Below are 24,589 nucleotides of genomic sequence, written 5' to 3'. Positions count from 1 at the left end.
CCGACCCGGCAGGCTGCCGGGGCAGGGGAAAACATGCAGATCGAAACCATTGGCGCCGCGGGCGGTGCCGACGTCTGGGCGCCGGTGCCGCCGCAGGTGCCGCCGGTCGGGCCGCCACCGCTGCCACCGCCGCCGTTGCCGCCGCTGCCGCCGGTCCGGCACGGGCTGGTGTTCACCGGCCGCGCCAGCGAGTTCTTCGGCATCTGGTTCGTCAACCTGGTGCTGACCGTGCTGACGCTGGGCATCTATTCGGCCTGGGCGAAGGTGCGCACCGAGCGCTACTTCTACGGCAACACCCGCGTCGCCGGCACGCCCTTCGAATACCTCGCCAAACCGCTGCCGATCCTCTACGGCCGGCTGATCGCCTATGCGGTCGTGATCGCCCTCGGCCTGAGCTGGCACTTCCAGCTGTTTGTGCTGTGGCTGCCGCTCGCGGCGCTGGTGATGCTGCTGCTGCCGTGGGTCGTGCAGCGGGCGCTGCGCTTCCGCGCCCGCTATTCGGCCTGGCGCGGGCTGCGTTTCCGCTTCGTCGACGGCGTGTACGAGTCCTACGTCGCCTTCCTGTTCAGGCCGCTCGCGCAGCTGTTCACATTCGGCCTGCTGATGCCCTGGGTGCGGATGGGCCAGCACGACTACATGGTGCGCGGTCACCGTTTCGGCGGCCTGCGCTTCGCCTTCCACGGCGATCTCGGCGCCTATTACATCCCGTTCCTGATCTCGATCGGCCTGGCCTTCACGGCCTATCTGGTGATGCTGCTGGCGGTGTTCGCCGGCGCACTGCTCGGCGTCGCGATCGGCGGCGACGGCGCCGGCAAGGGACCGTCCGACCTGGCGATCGCGCTGATGGTCGCGCCGATCGCGCTGGTCTACCTCGCGTTCCTGGCGATCCCGGTCTACCTGCGCACGAAGTACACGAACCTGATGTGGAACGCGACGAGCCTCGGCCCGCACCGCTTCGAGTCCTCGCTGCGCGCCCGCGACATGATCTGGATCCTCGCCAGCAACGGCGTGCTGATCGTGCTGAGCCTCGGATTGGCGGTGCCGTGGGCGATGGTGCGGCTGGCGAAGTACCGCGCCGCGCACATGGCCGTGTGGGTCTACGGCGGCCTGGATTCCTTCGGCGCCGAACGCACGCAGCGCGAGGGCGCGGCCGGGGCGGAGCTCGTCGACGCCCTCGACATGGGCATGGACATCGGCCTGTGAGCGAACTCCCCGGCACCTGGTTCGACGGCCGCAGCAGCCGTCCGCAGCCGGTCCGGCTGAGCCAGCCGGCGCCCGGGCGGCTGCGCCTCGCCGCGCATGCGCAGACGCACGAGTTCGACGTCCGCCAGCTCGAGCTCAGCCCGCGGCTCGGGCGGATGGAACGCATCCTGACCGTGCCGGGTCAGGGCCAGGTGCACCTCGACGACTCGCCGCTGCTCGATGACTGGCTGCCGCGCCGCGACCGCGTCGAACGCTGGGCGCACTGGCTCGAAGGCCGCCGCCTCGTCGCGCTCGCCTCGGGCCTGCTGACCGCGGTCGGCGCGGTGCTGTTCTTCACCATCGGCCTGCCGTGGATGGCGGTGCGGGTGGCGCCGCTGATTCCGCCTGCGGTCGAACGGCAGATCGGCGACCACGCGCTGGCGATCGTCGACCTGCAGCTGCGCCCGAGCCGGCTGCCGGCCGAGCGGCGGGCGGCGCTGCAGGACCGCTTCGCCGAACTGGTCGCCGGCCTGCCGCGCGAGGCCGACTACCGGCTCGACTTCCGCTACGCCGCGGCGATCGGCCCGAACGCCTTCGCGCTGCCCGGCGGGCAGATCCTGATGACCGACCAGCTGGTCGAACTGGCCGAACGCGACGAGGAACTGCTGGCGGTGCTCGCGCACGAAGCCGGCCACCACGAACACCGCCACGGCCTGCGCGGCGCCCTCGAGGACTCGGCGGTGCTGGTGGTGATCGGCTTCATGTTCGGCGACGTCAGCGGCGCCGGCTCGCTGTCGGTCTCGGTGCCGACCCTGCTGCTGCAGACCGGATTCTCGCGCGACCACGAAACCGAAGCCGACACCTTCGCCTTCGTCCGCCTGCGCGACGTCGGCATCTCGCCGGAGCATTTCGCGACGATCATGGAGCGCATGGCCGATCACCATGCGCCGGGGCGGAAGGGGGACGGCGAAGGCCCCATGGGCTATCTCTCCACCCATCCCCCGACCCCTGCCCGAATCGCCGCGGCCCGCGCTGCCGCTTCGTCCTCCGACTGAGGCTTCGAACGCGTGGGTGCTTTCGCGGGCTTGCCGGCGGCTGCGCGTTCGTTTTCCGGAAAGGAAACACGCGCACCGGCGTCCGAGTACGCAAGCGCCCGGCGGCTGGAAAAGACAACGGCCGCGCGTGGCGGCCGTTGTTTCGCGCAAGAAGCCGGAAGGATCAGAGCGCGGCTTCGAGATCCGGGAGGAGGGTGAAGAGGTCGCCGACGAGACCGAAGTCGGCGATCTCGAAGATCGGCGCCTCCGGATCCTTGTTGATGGCGACGATCGTGCCCGCGTCCTTGATGCCGGTGAGGTGCTGGATCGCACCGCTGATGCCGACCGCGATGTACAGCTCCGGGGCGATGATCTTGCCGGTCTGGCCGACCTGCAGCTCGTTCGGCACGTAGCCGGCGTCGACCGCGGCGCGCGAGGCACCGACGGCGGCGCCGAGCTTGTCGGCGAGCGAATAGATCACCTTGAAGCCCTCGGCCGAACCGACGGCGCGGCCGCCGGAAACGACCTTCGGCGCGCTCTGCAGGTCCGGGCGGTCGCTCTTGCCCTGCTGCAGGCCGACGAAGCGGGTGTGGGTCGGCAGCGCGGCGTCGACCGACGCGGCCTCGACCGCGGCGCTGCCACCGGTGCCGACCGCCGGCCAGGACGCGGTGCGCACGGTGGCGACCACGGTCTGGCCTTCCGGCGCGGTGACGTCGACGATCGCGTTGCCGGCATAGATCGGCCGCTTGAAGGCGTAGGCGCCGTCGACCGCCATCACGTCCGAGACCTGGGCGACGCCGAGCAGGGCGGCGACGCAGGGCATCAGGTCCTTGCCGAAGGTGGTCGAGGGGCCGAACACGTGCGTATAGCCGGCCGCCAGCTTCGCGACCTGCGGCGCCAGCACCTGCGCGATCGGATGCGCATTGGCCGGGTTGGCGACGCTCAGCACTTTCGCGACGCCGGCGAGCTGGGCGGCCTGGGCGGCGACCGCATCGGGGGCGTCGGCCAGCACGGCGACGTGGATCTCGGCGCCGGCGATCGCCTGCGCGCAGGCCACGCAGCGGGCGGTGGCGGAATTGAGCTTGCCGTCGAGGTGTTCGGCGACGATCAGGATCTTGGTCATTGTCATCGGCTCCTTACACCAGGCCCTTGGCGCGCAGCGCCGAGACCAGCTCGGCGACGTCCTTCACCATCACGCCCTTGCTGCGCTTCGGCGGCGGCGCGTGCCTGCCGGTCGTGAGGTGGTCGCCGCTCTCGACCGCGAGGTCGGCGAACGGGATCGTCTCCAGCGGCTTGCTCTTGGCCTTCATGATGTCCGGCAGCTTGATGAAGCGCGGTTCGTTGAGGCGCAGGTCGGTGGTGACCACGGCCGGCAGATCGACCTCGAGGGTCTCCAGACCGGCGTCGACCTCGCGGGTCACGGTGGCCTTGTCGCCGGCGACCTCGAGCTTGCTGGCGAAGGTCGCCTGCGGGCGGCCCCACAGGGTGGCCAGCATCTGCCCGGTCTGGTTGGCGTCGTCGTCGATCGCCTGCTTGCCGAGCAGGACCAGCTGCGGCTGCTCCTTCTCGACCAGCTTCAACAGCGCGCGCGCCGCGGTCAGCGGCTGCACCGGGCCATCGGCGACGACGTGGATGGCGCGGTTGGCGCCCATCGCCAGGCCGTTGCGCAGGTGCGGCTGGGCGTCGGCGGGGGCGATCGTCGCGACCACGACCTCGGTGGCGATGCCCTTGTCGCGCAGGCGCAGGGCTTCCTCGAGGGCGATGTCGTCGAACGGGTTCGGCGACAGCTTCACGCCGTCGGTGACCACGCCGGAGCCGTCGGGCTTCACCTGGATGCGGACGTTGTAGTCCACGACCCGCTTGTAACCGACCAGAATCTTCATGGGGTGTCCTCTGCTGGGCTGCGGGACGGCGCAGGGCGCCCGCGGGAGAAAGTCCGACATTTTAGCCCGCTTGGCGGTTCCGGCCCATCCCGCGCCCCCGGGCCCGGTCCCGGGGGTGGCGGGGGCCGACGCCGCCTCGGCTAGAATCGCCCGCTCGATCGACCGGGGGCTGCCCCGGAGACGCTGGCGCGCGGGAGGGCCGGAAGCGGATGCGAACGTGACGGAGCTCGCCTGGCAGGGATGGCTGACGGTCGGTGTCGTCGCGGCGACGCTCGCGCTGCTGCTGTGGGAACGCTTCAAACCCGACGTGGTGCTCGCCGGCGCCGTGGTCGTGCTGATGGCGAGTGGCGTGCTGACGCCGGTGCAGGCGCTGGCGGGTTTCTGGAATCCCGGCGTGCTGACGGTCGCGGTGCTGTTCGTGCTGGTCGCGGCGCTGAAGACCACCGGCGCGATCCGCTGGATCGGCGCGCTGGTGCTGGGGCCGCCGAGCAGCGAGGTACGGGTGAGCCTGCGGATGACGGCGATCACCTCGGCCCTCAGCGGCTTCATCAACAACACCCCGCTGGTCGCCACGATGATCTCGGCGATCGAGCAGTGGAGCCGGCGCACCGGCATTCCTGCGTCCCGGCTGCTGCTGCCGATGAATTACGCGACGATCGTCGCCGGCACGATGACCCTGATCGGAACCAGCACGAACCTGATCGTCGCCGGCCTGGTGGTCGCCCAGGGCCTGCCGCCGCTGAAGCTTTTCGACCCGTTCTGGGTCGGCCTGCCGGCGGTGCTGGTCGGCGTGCTGTACCTGTCGACACTCGGCCGCTGGCTGCTGCCGACCCGGCGCTCTGCGCTGGAAGCGGCGCGGGCCGAGACCTGCGAGTTCGCGGTCGAGATGCTGGTCGAACCCGGTGGCCGGCTGGTCGGCCGCACCGTCGACGACGCCGGCCTGCGTCACCTGGAGGGCTCGTTCCTGGTCGAGCTGGCGCGCGAGGGCGAGCTGCTGGCGGCGGTCGCCCCGGACACGGTGCTGAACGCCGGTGACCGGCTGGTCTTCGTCGGGATCACCGACGCGATCCGCGAACTGCGCCGGATCGACGGCCTCCGCCCGGCCACCGACCAGGTGTTCAAGCTCGGCAGCGTGGCCGGCAGCCGCCATCTGGTCGAGCTGGTGCTGAGCCCGTTCTCGCCGGCGGTCGGCCGGAACCTGCGCGAGTCCGCATTCCGCAATCACTACGAGGCCGTCGTCATCGCGGTGTCGCGCCAGGGCCGGCGCGTGCAGGCCAAGCCGGGCGACGTCGTGCTGCAGGCCGGCGACACCGTGCTGGTCGAGGCCGGTCCCGAGTTCATGGGCCGCTGGGGCAATTCCCCGGATTTCCTCGTCGCCAGCCTGATCGACGGCGAGCCGGCGATCGACCGCCCGCGCGCCACCGCGACGCTGGCGATCCTGGTCGGAATGATCGTCGCCAATTCGGTGTTCGGTGCCGACATCCTCACGTCGGTGACGGTCGCCGCGGTGCTGGTGCTGGTCGGCCGCTGCGTCAGCCTCGGTGAGCTGCGGCGCAGCATCGACCTGCGCCTGCTCGCGGTGATCGCCTGCTCGTTCGCACTCGGGGCCGCGGTGGACCACACCGGCGTCGCCGACGCGGTGGCCACACAGCTGCGCGGCTTCACGGCCTCCGACCCCTTCTGGACGCTGGTGGCGATCTACGTGATGGCGGTGGCCTTCACGGAGCTGCTGACGAACAACGCCGCCGCGGTGCTGATGTTCCCGATCGGCATGGCGGCGGCGCAGCAGCTCGGCGTCGATCCGATGCCCTTCATCATGGCCGTGATGGTCGGGGCCTCCTGCGGTTTCATCACGCCGATCGGGTACCAGACCAACCTGATGGTCTATGGTCCCGGTGGTTACCGCTTCCTGGACTACATCCGCGTCGGCACCCCGATGTCGCTCGTGGTGGGGATCACCGTCCTCTGGGCGATTCCCCGCGCCTGGCCGTTTTGACCCCCCACTCCCCGTACAATCAGGCTCACATGAACCTCGAAACCCGACTGGACATGATGATCGACCCGCAACGGCAATCCCATCTCGACCGGCTCGAGGCCGAGAGCATCCACATCCTCCGCGAGGTCGCCGCCGAGTTCATCAATCCGGTCATGCTGTACTCGGTCGGCAAGGACAGCTCGGTCCTGCTCCACCTGCTGGTGAAGGCCTTCCATCCGGCGAAGCCGCCGATCCCGCTGCTGCACGTCGACACCGGCTGGAAGTTCCGCGAGATGATCGCGTTCCGCGACCAGCGCGCGCGCGAGACCGGGGTGGAACTGCGTACCTGGACCAACCCCGAAGGCCTGGCGCAGGGCATCGGCCCGATCACCCACGGCGCCACCGTGCACACCGACGTGATGAAGACCCAGGGCCTGAAGCAGGCGCTGGACAAGTGGGGCTTCGACGCCGCGATCGGCGGCGCCCGCCGCGACGAGGAGAAGTCGCGCGCCAAGGAGCGCGTGTTCTCGTTCCGCAGCGCACAGCACCGCTGGGATCCGAAGAACCAGCGTCCGGAGCTGTGGGACCTGTACAACACGCGCATCCACAAGGGCGAGAGCGTGCGCGTCTTCCCGATCTCGAACTGGACCGAACTGGACGTGTGGCTCTACATCTTTCGCGAGAAGATCCCGGTGCCTTCGCTGTACTTCGCGCGCGAGCGTCCGGTGGTCGAGCGCGACGGCGCCCTGATCATGGTCGACGACGAGCGCCTACCGCTGCGCGAGGGCGAGACGGCGCGGATGCGCCAGGTGCGCTTCCGCACGCTCGGCTGCTACCCGCTGACCGGCGCGATCGAATCCGATGCCGACACCCTCGAGGCGATCATCGCCGAGATGCTGGTCGCCACCACCTCCGAACGCCAGGGGCGCGTGATCGACCACGATCCGACCGCGTCGATGGAGAAGAAGAAGCAGGAGGGCTACTTCTGATGAACACCGAAACGACGACCGCCGCCGAGCACACGTCGACGGATACCGGGGCCGCGGACCACGCCGCCACCATCGCCGCCTACCTGCAGCAGCACGAGACCAAGGGCCTGCTGCGCTTCATCACCTGCGGCAGCGTCGACGACGGCAAGAGCACGCTGATCGGCCGCCTGCTGCACGACACCAAGCTGCTGTTCGACGACCAGCTGGCCGCGCTGGAGAAGGACAGCCAGCGCCACGGCACCCAGAACGGCGAGATCGACTTCGCGCTGCTGGTCGACGGCCTCGCCGCCGAACGCGAGCAGGGCATCACGATCGACGTCGCCTACCGCTACTTCAGCACCGAGAAGCGCAAGTTCATCGTCGCCGACTGCCCAGGCCACGAGCAGTACACCCGCAACATGGCCACCGGCGCGTCCACCGCCGACCTCGCCGTGGTGCTGGTCGACGCGCGCAAGGGCCTGCTGACGCAGACGCGCCGGCACAGCTACATCGTCTCGCTGCTCGGCATCCGCCACGTGCTGCTGGCGGTGAACAAGATGGACCTGGTCGGCTACGACCAGGCGGTGTTCGACGGGATCGCCGAGGGCTACCGCGCGCTGGCCGCCCAGCTCGGCATCCCGCAGGTGCAGGCGATCCCGCTGTCGGCGCTGAAGGGCGACAACATGCTCGAGCGCTCCACCGCGATGCCGTGGTACGAGGGCCCGACGCTGCTGCACCACCTGGAGTCGGTCGACACCGCCCGCGACGACGACGGCCTCGGCCTGCGCCTGCCGGTGCAGTGGGTCTGCCGCCCGAACCAGAACTTCCGCGGCTTCGCCGGCACCATCGTCGCCGGCCAGGTCGCGCCCGGCGACGAGGTCGTCGTGTTGCCCTCGGGCCGGCGTTCGAAGATCGCCCGCATCGTCACCGCCGACGGCGACCTCGCGCGCGCCCATCGCGGCCGCCCGGTGGTGCTGACCTTCGAGGACGAGATCGACGTCAGCCGCGGCGACGTGATCGCCGCCGCCGCGGATCCGGCCGAAGTGGCCGACCAGTTCGCCGCCCACCTGCTGTGGATGAGCGACGCGCCGCTGCTGCCGGGCCGCCCGTACTGGCTGAAGATCGGCACCCGCACCGTCACCGCCCAGGTCACCGAGATCAAGCACAAGATCGACGTGAACACCCAGGCCGAGCTCGCGGCGAAGCACCTGGACCTCAACGAGGTCGCCTACTGCAATCTCGGCCTCGACCAGCCGATCGCCTTCGAGCCGTACGCGAAGAACCGGCAGATGGGCGCCTTCGTGCTGATCGACCGGCAGACCAATGCCACCGTCGCCGCCGGCACGCTCGACTTCGCGCTGCGCCGCGCCGCCAACATCCACTGGCAGCACCTCGAGGTCGACAAGACCGCGCGCGCCAGGCTCAAGGGCCAGCAGCCGCGCTGCCTGTGGTTCACCGGCCTGTCCGGCGCCGGCAAGTCGACGATCGCCAACCTCGTCGACAAGCGCCTGCATGCGATGGGTCACCACACCTACATCCTCGACGGCGACAACGTCCGCCACGGCCTCAACAAGGACCTCGGCTTCACCGACGAGGACCGCGTCGAGAACATCCGCCGCGTCGCCGAGGTCGCCAAGCTGATGTGCGACGCCGGCCTGATCGTGCTCGTGAGCTTCATTTCGCCGTTCCGCGCCGAGCGCGAGATGGCGCGGGAACTGTTCGCGGAAGACGAATTCCTCGAGGTCTTCGTCGACACCCCGATCGAGGTCGCCGAGCAGCGCGACGTCAAGGGCCTGTACGCGAAGGCGCGGGCCGGCCAGATCCGCAACTTCACCGGCATCGACTCGCCCTACGAGGCGCCGGAGCAGCCGGAGATCCACCTGCGCGCCGGCGAGGAAAGCGCCGAGCAGATGGCCGAGCGCATCGTCCGGCATCTGCTGGGGTGAGGCCGCGTGGCCGCGACGGCAACCGATCGCGGCTGCGACGCCTGCCACCAGCGCTACCTCACCGTCTTCAGCGAAACCGTCGACTGGGCCGACGGCGAGGACCCGCAGTTCCGCCAGTCGTCGTGCTGCTGCACGGCCTCGCGCGCTCGCCGGCGTCGATGCGGCCGATGGCGAAGGCGCTGGAATCGGCCGGCTGGCGCGTCTGCAACATCGGCTATCCGTCGACCACGCAGGCGATCCCCGACGACGACGGCAAGGTGTCGGTCGCCAGCGCCCGCCTCGAGGGCATGCGCGACTTCCTCGTGGTGCCGGTCAGCCACCCGTTCCTGATGCGCGACGAGGCGGTGATCGCGCAGACGCTGCGCTACCTGCGCGAGGGCGGATTCGAACATCCGCCGGTCGAACCCGAGCCGCCCGCGATTCCCGGCGAGGTCGCCGCCGGCGACGGCGAGGCGAGCTGGCGCACGTTGCTGGGCGGCGCCGCGTACACGCCCGCGCAGCGGGTGCCGCGCCGCGTTCCCGACGACGCGACCGACACCGACGACGGCGCCCCGCGCCCGCCCTTCGTCGACGATGGCGACGCCGCCGGCGCCGGTTTCGTGCCGGTGGTCGCGCTGACCCTGCGCCGCGACGACGTCCTGCTGCGCGAGGCGCGCAGCTGCGGCGAAGTGACCACCGCTACCCGCGACGTCGCCACGACCCTGCACTTCGATCCCGCCGCCGGCCGTTACGTGGCGCGGGACCGGTGAACCGATGGCCGCGGTCGGGAGATCGCGTTCTGGCGCCTGAGCGCGTCGGCCAGCCGCGGCGCGACCCGGGTGGAAATACCCTGCGCCGCTGGCGCAGGCCCCCACGGCCAAACCATCCCGTCCGCCGTCGTCCCGCGTTCCGGAGCCTCGACACCGTTCCACGGCGGTGACGCGCCATAGTGGGGCACTTCTGCCGACATCAAGGCTCCGCGGAGGCAGAGGGCACCCTGCGGCGCGGATCCGTCCGTCCTCGAGCGCTCGAGCCGGCGGACCGGGGTGGCGGCAGCGCGCGGGGTGGCCGACACTTGGGGAATGAAGATTGCGCTGGTGACTGCGATTGCGTCGTACGGCCGGGATGACGACCTGGCCCACCTGGTGCCCGCGTGCACCGAAGCCGGCATCACTGCCGAAGTGCGCGCCTGGGACGACCCGACCGTGAGCTGGGCGCGCTACGACGCCGCCGTGCTGCGCTCGACCTGGGACTACATCGACCGGCTGCCGGAATTCCTCGCCTGGTGCGAGACCGTGGCCACGAAGACGCGGCTGTGGAATCCGCCTGCGGTCGTGCGCTGGAACACCGACAAGCGCTATCTCGGCGAGCTCGCCGCGCAGGGCCTGCCGGTGATCGGCCGCTTCTATCTCGCCCCGGGCGAGGATCCGGCGACGATGCCCGACCACGACGAGTTCGTGGTGAAGCCGACGGTCGGCGCCGGTTCGCGCGACGCCCGCCGCTTCGTCCGCGCCGAGCGTGATGCGGCGACCGCCCATGCCGCGGCGCTGCTGGCGGAGGAGCGGCATGTGCTGGTGCAGCCCTACCTGGACGGCGTCGACCGCCTCGGCGAGACGGCGCTGGTCTACTTCGACGGCGAATTCAGCCACGCGATCCGCAAGGAACCGCTGCTGCAGCGCGGCGGCGCCCCCGGCGCGCCGGCCGGCGGGGAACGCATCCAGGCCCGCACGCCCTCGGCCGAAGAGCTGGCGGTCGGCGAGCGCGTGCTCGCGGCGATTCCGGGTGGGCCGCTGGCGTACGCGCGGGTGGATCTCCTCCCTTCCGAAGACGGGCCGCAGCTCCTCGAACTCGAGCTCACCGAGCCCTCCGTCTTCCTGCCCTGGGCCCCCGGGGCTGCTGCCCGCTTCGCGCTCTCGCTCCGGAGGCGGCTCGAAAGCGTGTAGACGCCCGAGAACCGTACTCGGAACAGGGTCCGCCGCCCGCGGCGCAGGCCCGCGTAGTACTTGCTGGAGGTGGCGGAAGTCGCCACACGTGCCTCGAGGCCCGCGCCGCAGGCGCGGTATTGCGACCAGATCGCCGCGAATCCGGCCGACGCGCTCAGGCGAGCGCGCGCCAAGGATCGGTGAACCGGAACCAGACGAACGACCCGATCGCCACGCAAGGCGCTCGTCCGCACCCGACCCGAAACCACGGCGGTGCCGTCCGTCGGAAACGAGGCCGCGAACCCGCGAACTAGAGGTTCTGGTAGTTCGGCCCGGAGCCGCCCTCGGGCGTCACCCAGTCGATGATCTGGTAGGGGTCCTTGATGTCGCAGGTCTTGCAGTGCACGCAATTCGCCGCATTGATCTGCAGCCGCTTGCCGGTCGGCGCCGCCGGCTCCGGCACGATCTCGTAGACGTTCGCCGGGCAGAAGCGCGTGCAGGGATTGCCGTATTCCTCGGCGCAGCGGGTCACGCAGACGTTCGTGTCGCGGACGATCAGGTGCACCGGCTGGTCCTCGTCGTGCTCGGTCGCCGCGAAGTAGACGCCGGCGAGGCGGTCGCGCGGGGCGAGCGTGCGCTCGACGTAGTCGCGCTTCGGCTGCTCGGCCTCGCCGAGCTTTTCCAGCGCGCTCCAGTCGGCCTTGCACTTCCAGGTCCACGGCGACAGGCCGGCGGTGGCGGTTTCCCAGGCCGAGTTGACCAGGCCGAACCACAAGCCCTTCTTGAAGCCCGGCTTGATGTTGCGAACCTTGCGCAGCTCGGCCATCGCCGGCGAGGCGCGCAGCGCGGCGTCGAAGCCGGTGCTGTCCAGCGCGCCGTCGTCCGCCTTCTGCGCGGCGACGTGCTCGGCGGCGAGCATGCCGCTGCGCATCGCCTGGTGGGTGCCCTTCACCTTCGGCACGTTGAGCAGGCCGGCGGTGTCGCCGATCAGCAGGGCGCCGGGCATTTCGACCTTCGGCAGCGACTGCCAGCCGCCGGTGACGATCGCGCGCGCGCCGGCGCTGAGGATGGTGCCGCCCTCGAGCAGCGGCTTCACATGCGGGTGGTGCTTCCACTGCTGGAAGGCTTCGTAGGGCTGGTAGTTCGGGTCGCGGTAGTCGAGGCCGCTCACGTAGCCGATCGCGACGCGGTCGCCGTCCAGGTGGTAGAGGAAGCTGCCGCCGTAGGTGTGGCTGTCTGCCGGCCAGCCCATGCTGTGCACGATCTTGCCGGGCTGCACGCGGCCCGGCGGCAGCTGCCAGAGTTCCTTGATGCCGATCGACCAGTTCTGCGGATCGCTGTCGCGGTCGAGTTCGAACTTGCGGATCAGGCGCTTGGTCAGATGGCCGCGGGCGCCCTCGGCGAGCACCGTCAGCTTCGCCTGGATGTCGATGCCCTGGGTATAACCGGGCTTGTGCGAACCGTCTTTCGCGACGCCCATGTCGCCGATGCGCACGCCGGTGACCCGGCCGCCGGCGTCGTGCAGGGTCTCGGCGGCGGCGAAGCCGGGATAGATCTCGACGCCGAGCGCCTCCGCCTGCGGCGCCAGCCACGCGCAGAGCGCGCCGAGGCTGACGATGAAGTTGCCGTGGTTGCGCATCTGCGGCGGCACGAACGGGAACTTCGTGCCGCCGGTCTTCGTCAGGAACCAGAACTCGTCCTCGCCGGCCGGTACGCAGACCGGCGGCGGGTTGTCGCGCCAGCCGGGCAGCAGGGCGTCGAGCGGCTGCGGCTCGATCACCGCGCCTGACAGAATGTGGGCGCCGACCGTCGAGGCCTTCTCGATCACGCAGACCGACAGGTCGGGGCGCAGCTGCTTCAGGCGGATCGCGAACGCGAGTCCGGCCGGGCCGGCACCGACGGTGACGACGTCGTACTCCATGACATCCCGCGGTTCGCTCACGTGCTGCACTCCATACGCTCGGGTGCGGAATTGTCGCGGTTTGCCGCCGCACGGGCAATCAAGGACACTGCGTGAAACCCCCGCAAACCCTCGAATCCGAATGAGCGCCAGCCCCGACGCCCTGCGCCAGAGTCCGCTGTACCGCGTGCTGCATGCGCTGGCACGCGGCGAGGTCGGCAGCGAGGCGCTGACCGCCGCCTGCCTGGACGCGATCGCCGCCGATGCCGGCCTGAATGCCTGGAGCCACGTCGATGCCGACGCTGCGCTCGCGGCGGCGCGGGCCAGCGACGCCCGCCGCGCCCAGGGCCAGCCGCTCGGCCGTCTCGACGGCGTGCCGGTGGCGGTGTCCGACCTGTTCGACGTGGCCGGCATGCCGACCGCCGTCGGCCTGCCGGGCGCGGCCCCAGTGGCGAGCGAAGACGCGCATGTCGTCGCCCGCCTGCGGGGCGCCGGCGCGGTGATCCTCGGCAAAACGGCAGTCGATGAAGCCGGTTTCGGGGCCAGCGGCCGCAATCCGCATGCCGGCGACATCGCCAATCCGGCCCATCCGGGGCGGCTGGCGGGCGGCTCCTCCGGTGGCGCCGCCGCCGCGCTGGCGGCTGGGCATGCCGCCGCGGCGCTCGCCGGCGACACCCTCGGCGGTGCGCGCATTCCGGCCGCCTTCTGCGGTCTGGTGGCGCTGAAACCTTCCTTCGCCGAACTCAGCTGCCGCGGCCTCGCCGCCGGCCTGCGCCGGCTCGACACCCCCGGCCTGATCGTGCGCGCGGTACAGGACGCCGGCCTGCTGCTGCCGGTGCTGCAGGGCTACGACGCCGCCGATCCGCGCTCGCGCAAGCGGCGGGTGCCGCTGGCACCGCCGGACTGGACCCCGGGCCAGCTGAAGGCCGGCGTGGTCGCCGATCTCGACGTGCTCGGCGTCGATCCCGATGTCATCGCCGGCTTCGAGGCGGTGATGGCGCGGGTCGCGCCGGTGTTCGGCAGTGCCCTGCCGGTGGCGATGGACGTCGCCCCGCTCGACGTCGCCGCGACCCGGCGGGCGGCGCTGCTGCTGATGGAAGCCGAGCTGCTCGCCACCTACGGCGAACGCCTCGACCAGGCCTCGGCGCCGCTGCGCGGCCTGCTCGCTTTCGCAGCCCGCCGGTCCGCGGTCGACTACGCCGCCGCGAACCACCGCCTCGACGAGCACATCGTGCGGGTGCGTGAACTGTTCGAGCGCTTCGACGTGCTGCTGCTGCCGACCGTCGCCAGCGCGCCGCCGGCGGCCGACGTCGCCGAGCCGCGCAACCTCGCCGACCTGACCGCGCTCGCCTCCCTGGCCGGTTGCCCGGCGCTGCAGCTGCCGCTGCCCGGCGGTCTCGGCCTGCAGCTCGTCGGCGAACCCGGCAGCGATCTGCGCCTGCTCGAGCTCGGCGGCATCATCGCGTCGGTCGCCGATACCGGCGAGTGAGTCCGGCGGCGCCGGGTCGATGGCGTTCGTCCCGCTGCCGCTCGCCGACGCCGACGTCCGCTTCGCCCCGCACTGGCTGGCGGTCGACGCGGCCGACGCGCTGCTGACGGCGTTGCGGCGCGAGGTGCCCTGGCACGTGCACCGCATCCGCCTGTTCGGCCGCGACGTCGACTCGCCGCGGCTGAGTTGCTGGATCGGCGATCCCGGCACCGGCTACGTGTATTCGGGAACCCGCTTCGAGCCGCATCCCTGGCCGCCGGCGCTGGCGGCGCTGCGGCCGCGCATCGATGCCGCCGTCGGCACCCGCATGAACAGTGTGCTGGCCAACCGCTATCGCGACGGCCGCGACGGCATGGGCTGGCATGCCGACGACGAACCCGAACTCGGGCCGCGGCCGGTGATCGCCTCGCTGAGCCTCGGCGCGCCGCGCCGTTTCGTGTTCCGGCGCCGGCCGCGGCGCGGAGAACGCGCATCGACGGAAAAGTTCGAACTCGAACTCCCGCCCGGCAGCCTGCTGCTGATGGCGGGCGACACGCAGCGCTACTGGCAGCACGCGCTGCCGAAGACGGCGCGTCCGGTGGGGGAGCGGGTGAATCTGACCTTCCGCTCCGTGACCCCGTAGGAGCGGCTTCAGCCGCGATCCCGCGCCTTCGGCGCGGGCCCCGAAGGGCGGAACCTGAAGGACGGAACCTTGAAGGCAAGTAGTGGATAAGAAGCAGGAAATAGCGAGCGTCGCGGCGGGTCGGGACGTTTCGCCAGGACGCGGCTGCCCCGCCCGCTATTTCCTATTTGCTATCCATTACTTGCCGTTTCTTTCGAGCGGGATGGAACGCTCCGCGCGAGTGGGTAGGGATCGCGGCTGAAGCCGCTCCTACGGGTTCCGCGTTCCTCGTTCCTCGTTCCTCAGCTTCTCGCCTTCGGTCAGGGTCCAGCCGACGACGTCCGTGGACAGGGCCGACAGCGCCTCGCCGAATGCGGCGACCATGTCGGGAATCTGCGGGCTGGTTCCGGCGACGGCCTGACGGAAGCGGCGGGTCGCGAAGCCTTCGCCGCGGCGGTGGTTCAGGCGCGCCTGCACCTCGATCACCGCTTCCGGAGCCCCGCGCCCGTAGTCGGTCTCGAAGGCGCGCACCTCCAGCACCAGCGAGAAGTCGCTGCGTTCGCCACCCGTGCCGCCGCCCCAGCGGCCGACCGCGGCGATCTTTCCCGAGTCCTCGAAGGCTTCGACCAGCGCCGCGCGCAGCAGGTCCGGCGCGGTGTCGGCCCAGGCGGCGCCCTTGTAGGCCTGCAGTTCGTGCGGTGTCGGCCGTACGGCGATGCGCACCGAGTCCAGCGCCTCGATGCCGGCGGTGGTGCCGACGGTCAGCGACCAGTCGACCTGCGGCCACGACGGGTCGACGCGCACCTGCGTCTCCGGGTCGTAGACCTTGATCGCGATCTTCGGGCCGCCGATCGAACCGCAGGCGGTCAGCGCCGTCGCGGCGGCGAGGGCGAGGAGCGTTTTGCGCAGGGTCATGGTTCGAACTCTTCCGGTTGTTCGCGGCCGAGGATCACGCCGGCGGGGTTGCTGTCGATGCGCTCGACGAGGTCGTCGAGCTCGCGGATCAGCGAGCGCAGCTGGCGCATGGTCGGGCCGACCTGGCCGAGGCCGTCCTGGGCGAAGTCGCCGATCGCCTCGCGGTTGTCGCTCAGGATGCCGTCGAGGTTGCCGCTCGCCGATTCCAGCGACGCCAGCGTGCGGTCCAGTTTCTCCATCAGCGCCGGCAGCTGCTGCACGAGGTTGGCGTCGACGCCGTTGATCGTGCGGTCGGCGCTGGCCAGGGTGGTGTTCAGGCGGTCGGTGGCTTCGCGCGCGTTGCGCAGCAGCTGGGCGATCTCGTCCTTCTCCGCGGCGATGGTGCCGGTGATCTGGTCGAGCTGGTCGAGGGTGCGGGTGACGCGGGCGATGTTGTCCTCGCTGAGCAGCTGGTTCACCCGGTCGACGATCTCGTTGGCGGTCTGGGCGATGTTCTGCAGCGCCGAGGGCTCGCTGGCGATCACCGGCACCTCGCGGCCGCGGCCGCCGTCGAGGATCGGCGCGCCGGGGCTGCCGCCGGTCAGCTGGATCACCGTGGTGCCGGTCAGGCCGGTCACCGACAGCTTCGCCTTGGTGTCGGTGCGCACCGGCGTGTCGGCGGCGAGGCGGATGCGCGCGACGACCTTGCGCGGGTCGTCCTTCATCAGCGACAGCTCGCGCACCGCGCCGACGCTGATGCCGCTGTAGAGCACCTGGCTGCCGACGCTCAGGCCGGTGACGGCCTCGGTGAACACGACGTCGTACTCCTCGTACGTGCGTTCGCTGGTGTACTTCGCGGCCCACAGTGCGAACAGCACCGCGGCGACGCAGACCAGCAGCGTGAACGCGCCGATCAGTACGTGGTTGGCCCGTGTTTCCATGCGTCAGCGTCCTCTGTCCTTCGCGTCCTGCGCGGCACGTCCGCGCGGGCCGTGGAAATATTCCTGCACCCAGGGGTGGTCGAACTTCTCGACCTCGGGCAGCGGCGCCGCGATCACCATCCGGCGGTCGGCGAGCACCGCGACGCGGTCGCAGATCGTGTACAGCGTGTCCAGGTCGTGGGTGATCAGGAACACCGTGAGCCCCAGCGCCCGCTGCAGCGTGCGGATCAGCTCGTCGAAGGCGGCGGCGCCGATCGGATCCAGGCCGGCGGTGGGTTCGTCGAGGAACAGCAGGGCCGGGTCCAGCGCCAGCGCGCGGGCGATGCCGGCGCGCTTGCGCATGCCGCCGGAGAGCTGCGAGGGCAGTTTCGGCGCCGCGTTCTCGTCGAGGCCGGCCATGCGGATCTTCAGCATCGCCAGGTCGTCGATCATGTCGGCCGGCAGGTCCGGGTAGTGCTCCTTCAGCGGCACCGCCACGTTCTCCTGCACGGTCAGCGAGGAGAACAGGGCGCCGTTCTGGTACAGCACGCCGGTGTTGCGCTCGATGACGCCCTCCTCGCGGGCGCGCTCGGACAGCGCGTCGACGCCGAGCACCTCGATGGTGCCGCCCTGCGGCGGCCGCAGCCCGAGGATCGCCCGCATCAGCACCGACTTGCCGGTGCCGGAGCCGCCGACCACGCCGATGATCTCGCCGCGCTGAACGTCGAGGTCGACGCCGTCGTGCACCACCTGGCTGCCGAAGACGTTGCGCAGGCCGCGCACCCGGATCGCCGGGGCGCCGTGGTCGATGCCCTCGGCGGACACGGCCTGGGCGGTGGCGCTCACCAGTCCATCTCCAGGAAGAACATCGCCGCGAAGGCGTCGAGCAGGATCACCAGCGAGATCGTCTGCACCACGCTCGAAGTCGTGCGCTCGCCGACCGACTGCGCGGTGCCCTGGGTCTGGAAGCCCTCGAGGCAGCCGATCAGGGCGATCACCGAGGCGAAGATCGGCGCCTTCGACAGGCCGACCCAGAAATGGCGGATGTCGACCATCTCGTGCAGGCGCGACAGGTACATCTCGTAGGTGATGTCGAGGCTGGCCATCGACACCGCCATGCCGCCGACGATGCCGGCCATCATCGCCAGGAAGGTCAGCAGCGGCAGCATCACCAGCAGCGCGAACAGGCGCGGCAGCACGAGCAGTTCGATCGGGTCGAGGCCGAGGGTGCGGATCGCGTCGATCTCCTCGCCGGTCTGCATCGCGCCGATCTGCGCGGTGAACGCGCTGGCGGTGCGGCCGGCCAGCAGGATCGCGGTCAGCAGCACGGCGAATTCGCGCAGGAAGGCGATCGCGACCAGCTCGACGACGAAGATCTCGGCGCCGAAGTCGCGCAACACCGTCGCGCCGAGGAAGGCGATGACGCAGCCGACCATGAAGCTCAGCAGCATCACCAGCGGCACCGCGTCGAGGCCGACCTGTTCCATGTGGTGCACGGTCGGGGTGACGCGCAGGCGGCGCGGGTTGAACAGGGCGCCGGCGGCGGTGGTCAGGGTCAGGCCGAGGAAGCCGATCAGGGCCAGGACTTCGCGCGTGTAGTCGTCGACCGCGTAGCCCATGCGCGCCAGCATGTCCTTCAGGCCGAAGTTGCGGACCTTCGGCTTGCGCGGGTTCTCGCAGATCGCCTGCACGGTGCCGGTCAGCGGCTGGAACTTCGGCTGCACCTCGACCGTGGCCAGGCCGAGGCCCACCCGCACCGCGTAGCGCGACAGCATCATCGCCCCGGCCGAGTCGAGCCGGGTGATGTCGCGGCCGTCGATGTCCAGTGCCGCGTCGGGCGCGTGCTCGAGCAGTTCGAGCATCTGCTGCGAGTGCACCAGCGTCCATTCGCCGCCGGCGACCAGGATGCCGGGATGGCTGTCGCTGGGTTCCATGCTCGGGCGTTCGCTCATGCGCCGAGGATAGCCGCGACCGGGGCCCGCGTGCATCGTCGTGCGGTGAAGCCGGCCGCGTTTTTCTGCGATGCTTGCCGGCCATGACCGCTCCCGTCCTCATCAGCCAGGCGACCTACGAAGCGCGTGCCGCGTTCGTCGCCGAACTGGCGGCCCGCCTGCACACCTACGGCACCACCGCGCAGCGACTGGAAGGCGCGGTGGCCGGTGTCGCCTCGCGCCTGGGCCTGGAATGCGAGGTGTGGTCGAACCCGACCGGCCTGATCCTCAGCTTCGCCGATCCGGTGCGTGGCCAGCAGAACGGCATCACCCGGGTCATCCGCCTGCAGCCGGGCGAACAGGACCTGGGCCTGCTCGCCGCCGCCGACGCGATCGCCGAGGACGTGCTGGCCGGGCGGATGGCCCCGGTCGACGGCCATGCGGCGCTGCGTGCGCTCGACGGCGTGCCGGCGAAGCGCTCGCGCCTGCTCGACATCGCCTGCTTCGGCCTGTCCGCGGCGGCGGTGGCGGTGCTGCTCGGCGGCGGCCTGCCGACCCTCATGACCGCCTGCGTCGCCGGTCTGGTCACCGGCGCGCTGGCGGTGCTCGGCGCCGGCCGGCCGCAGCTGATGGAGGCGCTGGAGGCGATCGCCGCGCTGGTCGCGACGATCGCGGCGGCGGCGATCGCGACCTTCCTGGTGCCGCTGTCGCTGAAGACGGCGATCGTCGCCGCACTGATCGTGCTGATGCCCGGCCTGATGCTGACCAATGCGGTCAGCGAGCTGTCGAGCCAGCAACTGGTTTCGGGCACGGCGCGCTTCGCCGGCGCATTGATGATCCTGCTCAAGCTCACCTTCGGCACCGTCGCCGGCATGCAGCTGGTGCGGCTGTTCGGCTGGCAGGTGCAGGAAGCGCCGCCGCAGCCGCTGGGGCCGGTGGCGGAGATCATCGCGTCGCTGGTGGCGGCGTTCGCGTTCGCGGTGCTGTTCAAGGCCGCGCGCCGCGATTTCCTGCTGGTGATGGCGGCGGTGCTGCTCGGCTACGCGCTGACCCGCGTCGGCGGCGAATGGCTCGGCCTGGCCAGCACCAGCTTCGCCGGCGGCGCCTTCTTCGCGGCGATGGGCATCGCGGTGGTCAGCAATGCCTACGGCCGCTGGGCGAACCGCCCCGGTGCCCTGATCCGCGTGCCCGGCATCATCCTGCTGGTGCCCGGCTCGGTCGGCTTCCGCAGCCTGAGCTTCGTGATGGAACGCGATGTCTTCCTCGGCCTCGACACCGCCTTCCTGCTGGTCTCGGCGCTGATCGCGATCGTCGCGGGGCTGCTGTTCGGCAACCTGCTCGTCCCCTCGCGCCGCAACCTCTGAACACCCTGTAGGAGCGGCTTCAGCCGCGATGATTTTCGCGCTGCCGCGCGAAGACAGCAGCATCGCGGCTGAAGCCGCTCCTACAGATGGCGATCCTGCAGGCGTGGGTCAGACGCGCTGCCAGACGATGTCGATGCCGTCGCCGTCGCCGGCGCCGGCATTGGCCAGCGCGATGCGCAGCATGTCGGCGAAGTCCGGGCTGATGCCGGCCTCGACCAGCAGTTGCAGGGAGTCGGCGTTGACGAAGTAGTCGCGGTCGTTCGAGTGCTCTTCCTCGAACTGGTCGACCAGGATCTTCAGGTCGGCCTCGCCGATGTCGCCGAGCGTGGTGCGGCTACCCTTGAGCGAAATGCGGAACATCGGCGTCTCCGGCTCACTTGTTGATCAGGAAGTCCTCGAGCTTGCGGCCCTGCGCCAGTTCGGCCTGCAGCCACTTCGGCGGCATGCCGCGGCCGGCCCAGGTCTGCTCGGGATTGGCGGGATTGCGGTACTTCGGCTCGACCTTCGCGCCCTTCTTCGGGCCCTTGGGCGCCGCGGCCTTCGCCGGCACCTTGCGCGCCGGCACGCCGGCCTTCTCGCGGACCATGCGCGAGGTGCCGAACAGTTCGTCGACGCTGTAGCCCTCGGCCTTCGCCAGCGACACCAGCTTGCGCCGCACTTCGGCGACCGGCTTGCGCTTGGCCAGCGCCTTGCGGCGGGCGGTGGCCTTGGCGATCAGGGTCTGCAGTTCCTTGGCCGACAGGCCGGTGACGTCGATGGGCATGGCGAATCCTCGTGGATGCAGGGGCGCGGTGCGCCGATGCCGCGATGGTAGCCGCCCGGACGGCGGGCGTCAGCAGGCCAGCGCGGCGTCGACCTCGGCGCGGGTGAGGTTGCGGCTCTCGCTGTCGCGGCGACCGCGGTATTCGAAGGTACCGGCCTCGAGGCCGCGCGGCGACACCACGACGCGGTGCGGGATGCCGATCAGCTCGATGTCGCCGAACATCACGCCCGGGCGCAGGCCGCGGTCGTCGAGCACGGCCTCGTGCCCGGCGGCGACGAGTTCCTCGTGGAGCTGCGCGGCGGCGGCGACCACGGCCGGATCGTCCTTCGGATTGATGATGCAGACGGCGACCTGCCAGGGCGCCATCGGCGCCGGCCAGACGATGCCGTTGGCGTCGAAGTTCTGCTCGATCGCGGCGGCGACGATGCGCGACACGCCGATGCCGTAGCAGCCCATCTGCATCACCCGCGCCTTGCCTTCGGCGTCGAGCACGGTGGCGCCCAGCGCCTCGGCGTACTTGCTGCCGAGCTGGAACACGTGCCCGACCTCGATGCCGCGGGCCATGCGCAGCGTGCCCTTGCCGTCCGGCGAGGGATCGCCCTCGACCGCGTTGCGGATGTCGGCGACCAGGTCGGGTTCCGGCAGGTCGCGGCCCCAGTTCACCCCGGCGAGGTGGAAGCCGGCGCGGTTGGCGCCGATCACGAAGTCGGCCAGGGCGGCGGCGCTGCGGTCGGCGATCACGGTGATCGATTTCGCCGGCTGGCGCGGGCCGATGAAGCCCGGTTCGCAGCCCAGGTGCTCGACGATCTCGGCCTCGGTGGCCATGCGGAACTCGACGAGACCCGTCAGCTTCGCCAGTTTGATCTCGTTGACCGCGTGGTCGCCGCGCACCAGCGCCAGCACGAAGCCCTGTTCGCCGACCACCGCGACCGATTTGAGCGTGCGCTGCAGCGGCAGGCCGAGCAGGGCGGCGACGTCCTCGCAGGTCTTCTGGGTCGGCGTCGCGACCTCGCGCAGTTCCTCGGCCGCGGCCGGGCGCGGGCCGGGCGCCACCGCCTCGGCCATCTCGACATTGGCGGCGTAGTCGCTGCCGTCGGAGAACACGATCGCGTCCTCGCCTGAATCGGCCAGCACGTGGAACTCGTGCGAGGCGCTGCCGCCGATCGCGCCGGTGTCGGCGGCGACGGCGCGGAACTTCAGGCCCAGGCGGCTGAAGATGCGGCTGTAGGCGTCGTACATCGCCTGGTAGGTCTGCGCCAGGCTCTCGGCGTCGAGATGGAAGGAGTAGGCGTCCTTCATCAGGAACTCGCGCGCGCGCATCACGCCGAAACGCGGGCGGATCTCGTCACGGAACTTGGTCTGGATCTGGTAGAAGTTCAGCGGCAGCTGTCTGTAGGACCGCAGCTCGTTGCGCGCGAAGTCGGTGATGACTTCCTCGTGGGTCGGGCCGTAGCAGAACTCGGCGTCCTTGCGGTCGCGGATCTTCAGCAGCTGGCCACCGAACTTCTGCCAGCGGCCGGTCTCTTCCCACAGCTCGCGCGGCTGGATCGACGGCATCAGCATCTCGATCGCGCCGGCGCGGTTCATTTCCTCGCGCACGACCGCCTCCACCTTGCGCAGCACGCGCAGGCCCAGCGGGCTCCAGGTGTAGAGCCCGGCGGCGAGCTTGCGGATCATGCCGGCGCGCAGCATCAGCTGGTGGCTGACGATCTCGGCGTCGGCGGGGGTTTCCTTGCTGGTGTTGAGGTGGAACCGGGAGAGGCGCATCGATCGGGCCGGTGCTTGGCAGGGCCGGCCATTGTAGCCGGCCGCGCGCATCCGGCGCCGCCGGATCAGCCCCCGGAGGCCGGCTGGCAGTAGACGTCGACCTGGCTCTTGGCGAGGGCGCGCTGGGCGGCGCGTTCCTCGGCGCTCATCGGCGCCTCGGCGATGCCGTCGCCGTCCTTGTCGACACCGACCGGTTCTTCGGAATCGAGCATCTGCAGGTTCGCGCGGGCCTGGTCGCAGGTCTGCTGCTCGGGCGTCTTCGGCGTCTCGGCCGGCGGCGGCAGGTCGGGGTCGCGGCTGTCGAGGTTGCGCACCTCGGCGCCCTGGGTCGGGACCTGGGTATAGGAATAGGTGCCGTCGGCGTTCTTGACGCGGTAGATGGTGACGTCGTCGGCCGCGGCCAGGCCCGGCAACAGCGCGGCGGCGAGGGCGAGCGGCAGGATCTTGCGGGACATGGCAGGGCTCCTCGAGCGGTGCGCCCTTGTTACCACCGTGCCGGAAGTGCCGCAAGGACGGGCGCGCACTGGGGAGCGCCGCGCCCAGCGGCTACACTGGCGCGCATGGAATCCCAAGACGAACAGGTCCCCGTCCGCGCCCGGGGCATCTACCTGCTGCCCAACCTGCTGACGACCGGCGGGCTGTTCTCCGGCTTCTACGCGATCCTCGCGGCGGCCAGCGGCAACTTCGAGGCGGCCTGCATCGCGGTGCTGGTGGCGGCGCTGTTCGACGGCGTCGACGGCCGGGTCGCGCGCATGACCGGCACCACCAGCGAGTTCGGCGTGCAGTACGACTCGCTGGCCGACCTGGTCAGTTTCGGCATGGCGCCTTCGCTGGTGATGTACCACTGGGCCCTGGTCGGCTTCCGCGCCGACGGTCCGCTGCTGGCCAAGGTCGGCTGGGCCGCGGCCTTCCTCTATGCCGCCTGCGCGGCGCTGCGGCTGGCGCGCTTCAACACCCAGGTCGGGTCGACCGACAAGCGCTGGTTCATCGGCCTGGCCAGTCCGGCGGCCGCGGCGCTCGTGGTGTCGTTCGTCTGGGCGATGAACAGCTTCGGTTTCAGCGGCCAGGGCCATCGCTGGAGCGCGATGCTGCTGGTGGTCGCCGCCGGCCTGCTGATGGTCAGCCGCTTCCGCTACTGGAGCTTCAAGGGCCTGCCGCGCAGCGACAAGGTGCCCTTCATCGTGCCGCTGCTGATCGTGCTGGTGATCGCCGCGCTGTTCGTGACCCAGGCCAAGGGCCTGTTCGTGATCGCCCTGGTCTACACCCTGTCCGGACCGGCGTACTGGCTCTGGACGAAGCTGCGTCCGCGTCCGGCGACATGACCTGGAGCGGGGAACAGCAGCGCCTGCTGGCGGCGATGGGCTATGTGCTCTATCGCCGGACTGGTGGCGCCACCGCCGACGCCGCGGCCGGATTCGTGGACCCGCCGGAACACGACCGCCTGTGGCAGGCCCTGCGCCGCGCCGCCTGCGGCCGCGATCCGCGCCCGCTCGGGCTGCCGCCGCTGGCGCAGCTGCGCACCGATCCGGCGGCCAAGCGCGCACTGTGGCCGCGCCTGCGGGCGCTGCGGCGGAGCTGAACGTGGCGGCGCGCCCGGACATCGCCAGCCAGGTGCGGCCGATGCGCCAGCAGGACGTCGATGCCGTCGCCGACATCGAAAAGCGCGCCTACCCGTTCCCGTGGACGCCCGGGATCTTCCGTGACTGCCTGCGCGCCGGCCACCAGTGCTGGGTACTCGACGCCGGCGACCGCCTGATGGGCTACGCGGTACTGAGCACCGGCGCCGGCGAGGCCCACCTGCTCAACATCTGCATCGCCCCCGAGTACCAGGGCCGCGGCCACGGCCGCCGCCTGCTGCGGCGGATGGTCGACCTGGCGCGCTGGCACGGCGCCCAGCGCATCTTCCTGGAAGTGCGCCCCTCGAACCCGCGCGCCTACGCCCTGTACCAGGACGAAGGCTTCAACGAGATCGGCCAGCGGCCGAACTATTACCCGGCGGAGAAGGGGCGGGAAGACGCGATCGTCATGGCCCGCGAGTTGCTGTAGGAGCGGCGACAAAAACCGTAGGAGC

23 protein-coding genes and 1 pseudogene are annotated in these 24,589 nt (G+C 70.8%); 13 read left to right on the top strand and 11 right to left on the bottom strand.

Annotated elements, in window-relative coordinates:
- The first annotated feature begins 33 nt into the window (after positions 1-33).
- The gene (locus tag K311_RS0108625; RefSeq protein ID WP_051239785.1) at positions 34-1,203 is read left to right on the top strand and encodes a YjgN family protein; all 1,170 of its coding nucleotides are present in this window, start codon (positions 34-36) and stop codon (positions 1,201-1,203) included.
- Positions 1,200-2,237: a M48 family metallopeptidase gene (locus tag K311_RS16140; RefSeq protein WP_051239783.1), complete on the top strand. Its 1,038-nt coding sequence runs from the start codon at positions 1,200-1,202 to the stop codon at positions 2,235-2,237. The genes K311_RS0108625 and K311_RS16140 overlap by 4 nt, the downstream gene beginning before the upstream one ends.
- A gap of 163 nt (positions 2,238-2,400) precedes the next feature.
- Here K311_RS16140 and K311_RS0108615 read toward each other — a convergent pair whose 3' ends face one another.
- The gene (locus K311_RS0108615; RefSeq protein ID WP_026816975.1) at positions 2,401-3,339 is read right to left on the bottom strand and encodes an electron transfer flavoprotein subunit alpha/FixB family protein; all 939 of its coding nucleotides are present in this window, start codon (positions 3,337-3,339) and stop codon (positions 2,401-2,403) included.
- 13 nt (positions 3,340-3,352) lie between these two features.
- Complete coding sequence (locus K311_RS0108610) at positions 3,353-4,099, bottom strand: electron transfer flavoprotein subunit beta/FixA family protein (protein ID WP_026816974.1); 747 nt, start codon at positions 4,097-4,099, stop codon at positions 3,353-3,355.
- Positions 4,100-4,316: 217 nt separating this feature from the next.
- Between K311_RS0108610 and K311_RS0108605 the strand changes: the two genes are divergently transcribed.
- The 5 genes from K311_RS0108605 to K311_RS0108585 all read left to right on the top strand — a co-directional run bounded on the left by K311_RS0108605 (position 4,317) and on the right by K311_RS0108585 (position 10,910).
- A complete protein-coding gene (locus K311_RS0108605) occupies positions 4,317-6,095 on the top strand; it encodes an SLC13 family permease (RefSeq protein WP_026816973.1) in 1,779 nt (592 codons plus the stop codon).
- A 56-nt stretch (positions 6,096-6,151) separates the two neighbouring features.
- Positions 6,152-7,063 (top strand): sulfate adenylyltransferase subunit CysD, encoded by a 912-nt coding sequence (cysD, locus tag K311_RS0108600; RefSeq protein WP_154659513.1) that lies wholly within the window; start codon positions 6,152-6,154, stop codon positions 7,061-7,063.
- The gene (cysN, locus tag K311_RS16135) at positions 7,063-8,988 is read left to right on the top strand and encodes a sulfate adenylyltransferase subunit CysN (protein WP_043797427.1); all 1,926 of its coding nucleotides are present in this window, start codon (positions 7,063-7,065) and stop codon (positions 8,986-8,988) included. Before cysD ends, cysN begins: the two co-directional genes overlap by 1 nt.
- 122 nt (positions 8,989-9,110) lie before the next feature.
- Positions 9,111-9,737: an esterase/lipase family protein gene (locus K311_RS18765; RefSeq protein WP_026816971.1), complete on the top strand. Its 627-nt coding sequence runs from the start codon at positions 9,111-9,113 to the stop codon at positions 9,735-9,737.
- A gap of 327 nt (positions 9,738-10,064) precedes the next feature.
- Positions 10,065-10,910 carry an ATP-grasp domain-containing protein gene (locus tag K311_RS0108585; RefSeq protein WP_211223640.1) on the top strand — a complete coding sequence of 282 codons (846 nt, stop codon included), beginning with the start codon at positions 10,065-10,067 and terminating at the stop codon, positions 10,908-10,910.
- A 289-nt stretch (positions 10,911-11,199) separates the two neighbouring features.
- On the opposite strand, the gene K311_RS0108580 is transcribed toward K311_RS0108585, so the two are convergent.
- On the bottom strand, positions 11,200-12,840 hold the full coding sequence (locus K311_RS0108580; protein ID WP_425476579.1) for an electron transfer flavoprotein-ubiquinone oxidoreductase: 1,641 nt from the start codon (positions 12,838-12,840) through the stop codon (positions 11,200-11,202).
- A 91-nt stretch (positions 12,841-12,931) separates the two neighbouring features.
- Between K311_RS0108580 and K311_RS0108575 the strand changes: the two genes are divergently transcribed.
- Together K311_RS0108575 and K311_RS0108570 are read left to right on the top strand one after the other, a co-directional pair.
- The gene (locus K311_RS0108575) at positions 12,932-14,278 is read left to right on the top strand and encodes an amidase (protein WP_026816968.1); all 1,347 of its coding nucleotides are present in this window, start codon (positions 12,932-12,934) and stop codon (positions 14,276-14,278) included.
- A gap of 19 nt (positions 14,279-14,297) precedes the next feature.
- On the top strand, positions 14,298-14,900 hold the full coding sequence (locus K311_RS0108570) for an alpha-ketoglutarate-dependent dioxygenase AlkB family protein (protein WP_026816967.1): 603 nt from the start codon (positions 14,298-14,300) through the stop codon (positions 14,898-14,900).
- A 249-nt stretch (positions 14,901-15,149) separates the two neighbouring features.
- Here K311_RS0108570 and K311_RS0108565 read toward each other — a convergent pair whose 3' ends face one another.
- The 4 genes from K311_RS0108565 to K311_RS0108550 are packed head-to-tail and all read right to left on the bottom strand — an operon-like array spanning position 15,150 to position 18,645.
- The gene (locus K311_RS0108565) at positions 15,150-15,794 is read right to left on the bottom strand and encodes an ABC-type transport auxiliary lipoprotein family protein (protein ID WP_026816966.1); all 645 of its coding nucleotides are present in this window, start codon (positions 15,792-15,794) and stop codon (positions 15,150-15,152) included.
- Complete coding sequence (locus K311_RS0108560) at positions 15,791-16,714, bottom strand: MlaD family protein (protein WP_026816965.1); 924 nt, start codon at positions 16,712-16,714, stop codon at positions 15,791-15,793. The genes K311_RS0108565 and K311_RS0108560 overlap by 4 nt, the downstream gene beginning before the upstream one ends.
- A gap of 3 nt (positions 16,715-16,717) precedes the next feature.
- On the bottom strand, positions 16,718-17,542 hold the full coding sequence (locus K311_RS0108555) for an ABC transporter ATP-binding protein (protein ID WP_425476582.1): 825 nt from the start codon (positions 17,540-17,542) through the stop codon (positions 16,718-16,720).
- Complete coding sequence (locus K311_RS0108550) at positions 17,536-18,645, bottom strand: MlaE family ABC transporter permease (protein ID WP_026816963.1); 1,110 nt, start codon at positions 18,643-18,645, stop codon at positions 17,536-17,538. Before K311_RS0108550 ends, K311_RS0108555 begins: the two co-directional genes overlap by 7 nt.
- 83 nt (positions 18,646-18,728) lie before the next feature.
- Here K311_RS0108550 and K311_RS0108545 point away from each other — a divergent pair, with 83 nt between their 5' ends.
- Complete coding sequence (locus K311_RS0108545) at positions 18,729-19,988, top strand: threonine/serine exporter family protein (RefSeq protein WP_043797424.1); 1,260 nt, start codon at positions 18,729-18,731, stop codon at positions 19,986-19,988.
- A 108-nt stretch (positions 19,989-20,096) separates the two neighbouring features.
- On the opposite strand, the gene K311_RS0108540 is transcribed toward K311_RS0108545, so the two are convergent.
- The 4 genes from K311_RS0108540 to K311_RS17680 form a co-directional block, all read right to left on the bottom strand.
- Entirely contained in the window at positions 20,097-20,348 is a 252-nt protein-coding gene (locus K311_RS0108540; protein ID WP_026816961.1) for a hypothetical protein, read from the bottom strand.
- Between the two features lie 13 nt (positions 20,349-20,361).
- On the bottom strand, positions 20,362-20,751 hold the full coding sequence (locus K311_RS0108535; RefSeq protein ID WP_026816960.1) for an H-NS histone family protein: 390 nt from the start codon (positions 20,749-20,751) through the stop codon (positions 20,362-20,364).
- Positions 20,752-20,820: 69 nt separating this feature from the next.
- Positions 20,821-22,518: a proline--tRNA ligase gene (locus K311_RS0108530; protein ID WP_026816959.1), complete on the bottom strand. Its 1,698-nt coding sequence runs from the start codon at positions 22,516-22,518 to the stop codon at positions 20,821-20,823.
- A 65-nt stretch (positions 22,519-22,583) separates the two neighbouring features.
- Positions 22,584-22,973 (bottom strand): DUF4124 domain-containing protein, encoded by a 390-nt coding sequence (locus K311_RS17680; RefSeq protein ID WP_051239781.1) that lies wholly within the window; start codon positions 22,971-22,973, stop codon positions 22,584-22,586.
- Positions 22,974-23,078: 105 nt separating this feature from the next.
- Here K311_RS17680 and pssA point away from each other — a divergent pair, with 105 nt between their 5' ends.
- The 3 genes and pseudogenes from pssA (at position 23,079) to rimI (ending at position 24,564) form a co-directional block, all read left to right on the top strand.
- Complete coding sequence (gene pssA, locus K311_RS0108520; protein ID WP_043797423.1) at positions 23,079-23,840, top strand: CDP-diacylglycerol--serine O-phosphatidyltransferase; 762 nt, start codon at positions 23,079-23,081, stop codon at positions 23,838-23,840.
- 113 nt (positions 23,841-23,953) lie between these two features.
- A pseudogene (locus tag K311_RS18975) lies at positions 23,954-24,097 on the top strand (alanine acetyltransferase); the annotation flags it as partial.
- A gap of 41 nt (positions 24,098-24,138) precedes the next feature.
- Positions 24,139-24,564 carry a ribosomal protein S18-alanine N-acetyltransferase gene (rimI, locus tag K311_RS0108510; RefSeq protein WP_081683386.1) on the top strand — a complete coding sequence of 142 codons (426 nt, stop codon included), beginning with the start codon at positions 24,139-24,141 and terminating at the stop codon, positions 24,562-24,564.
- Positions 24,565-24,589 lie beyond the last annotated feature (25 nt).

Source organism: Arenimonas composti TR7-09 = DSM 18010 (assembly GCF_000426365.1).
Taxonomy (GTDB): domain Bacteria; phylum Pseudomonadota; class Gammaproteobacteria; order Xanthomonadales; family Xanthomonadaceae; genus Arenimonas; species Arenimonas composti.
Note: the sequence above shows the minus strand (reverse complement) of the source record. Positions and strands in the feature narration are given on the sequence as shown.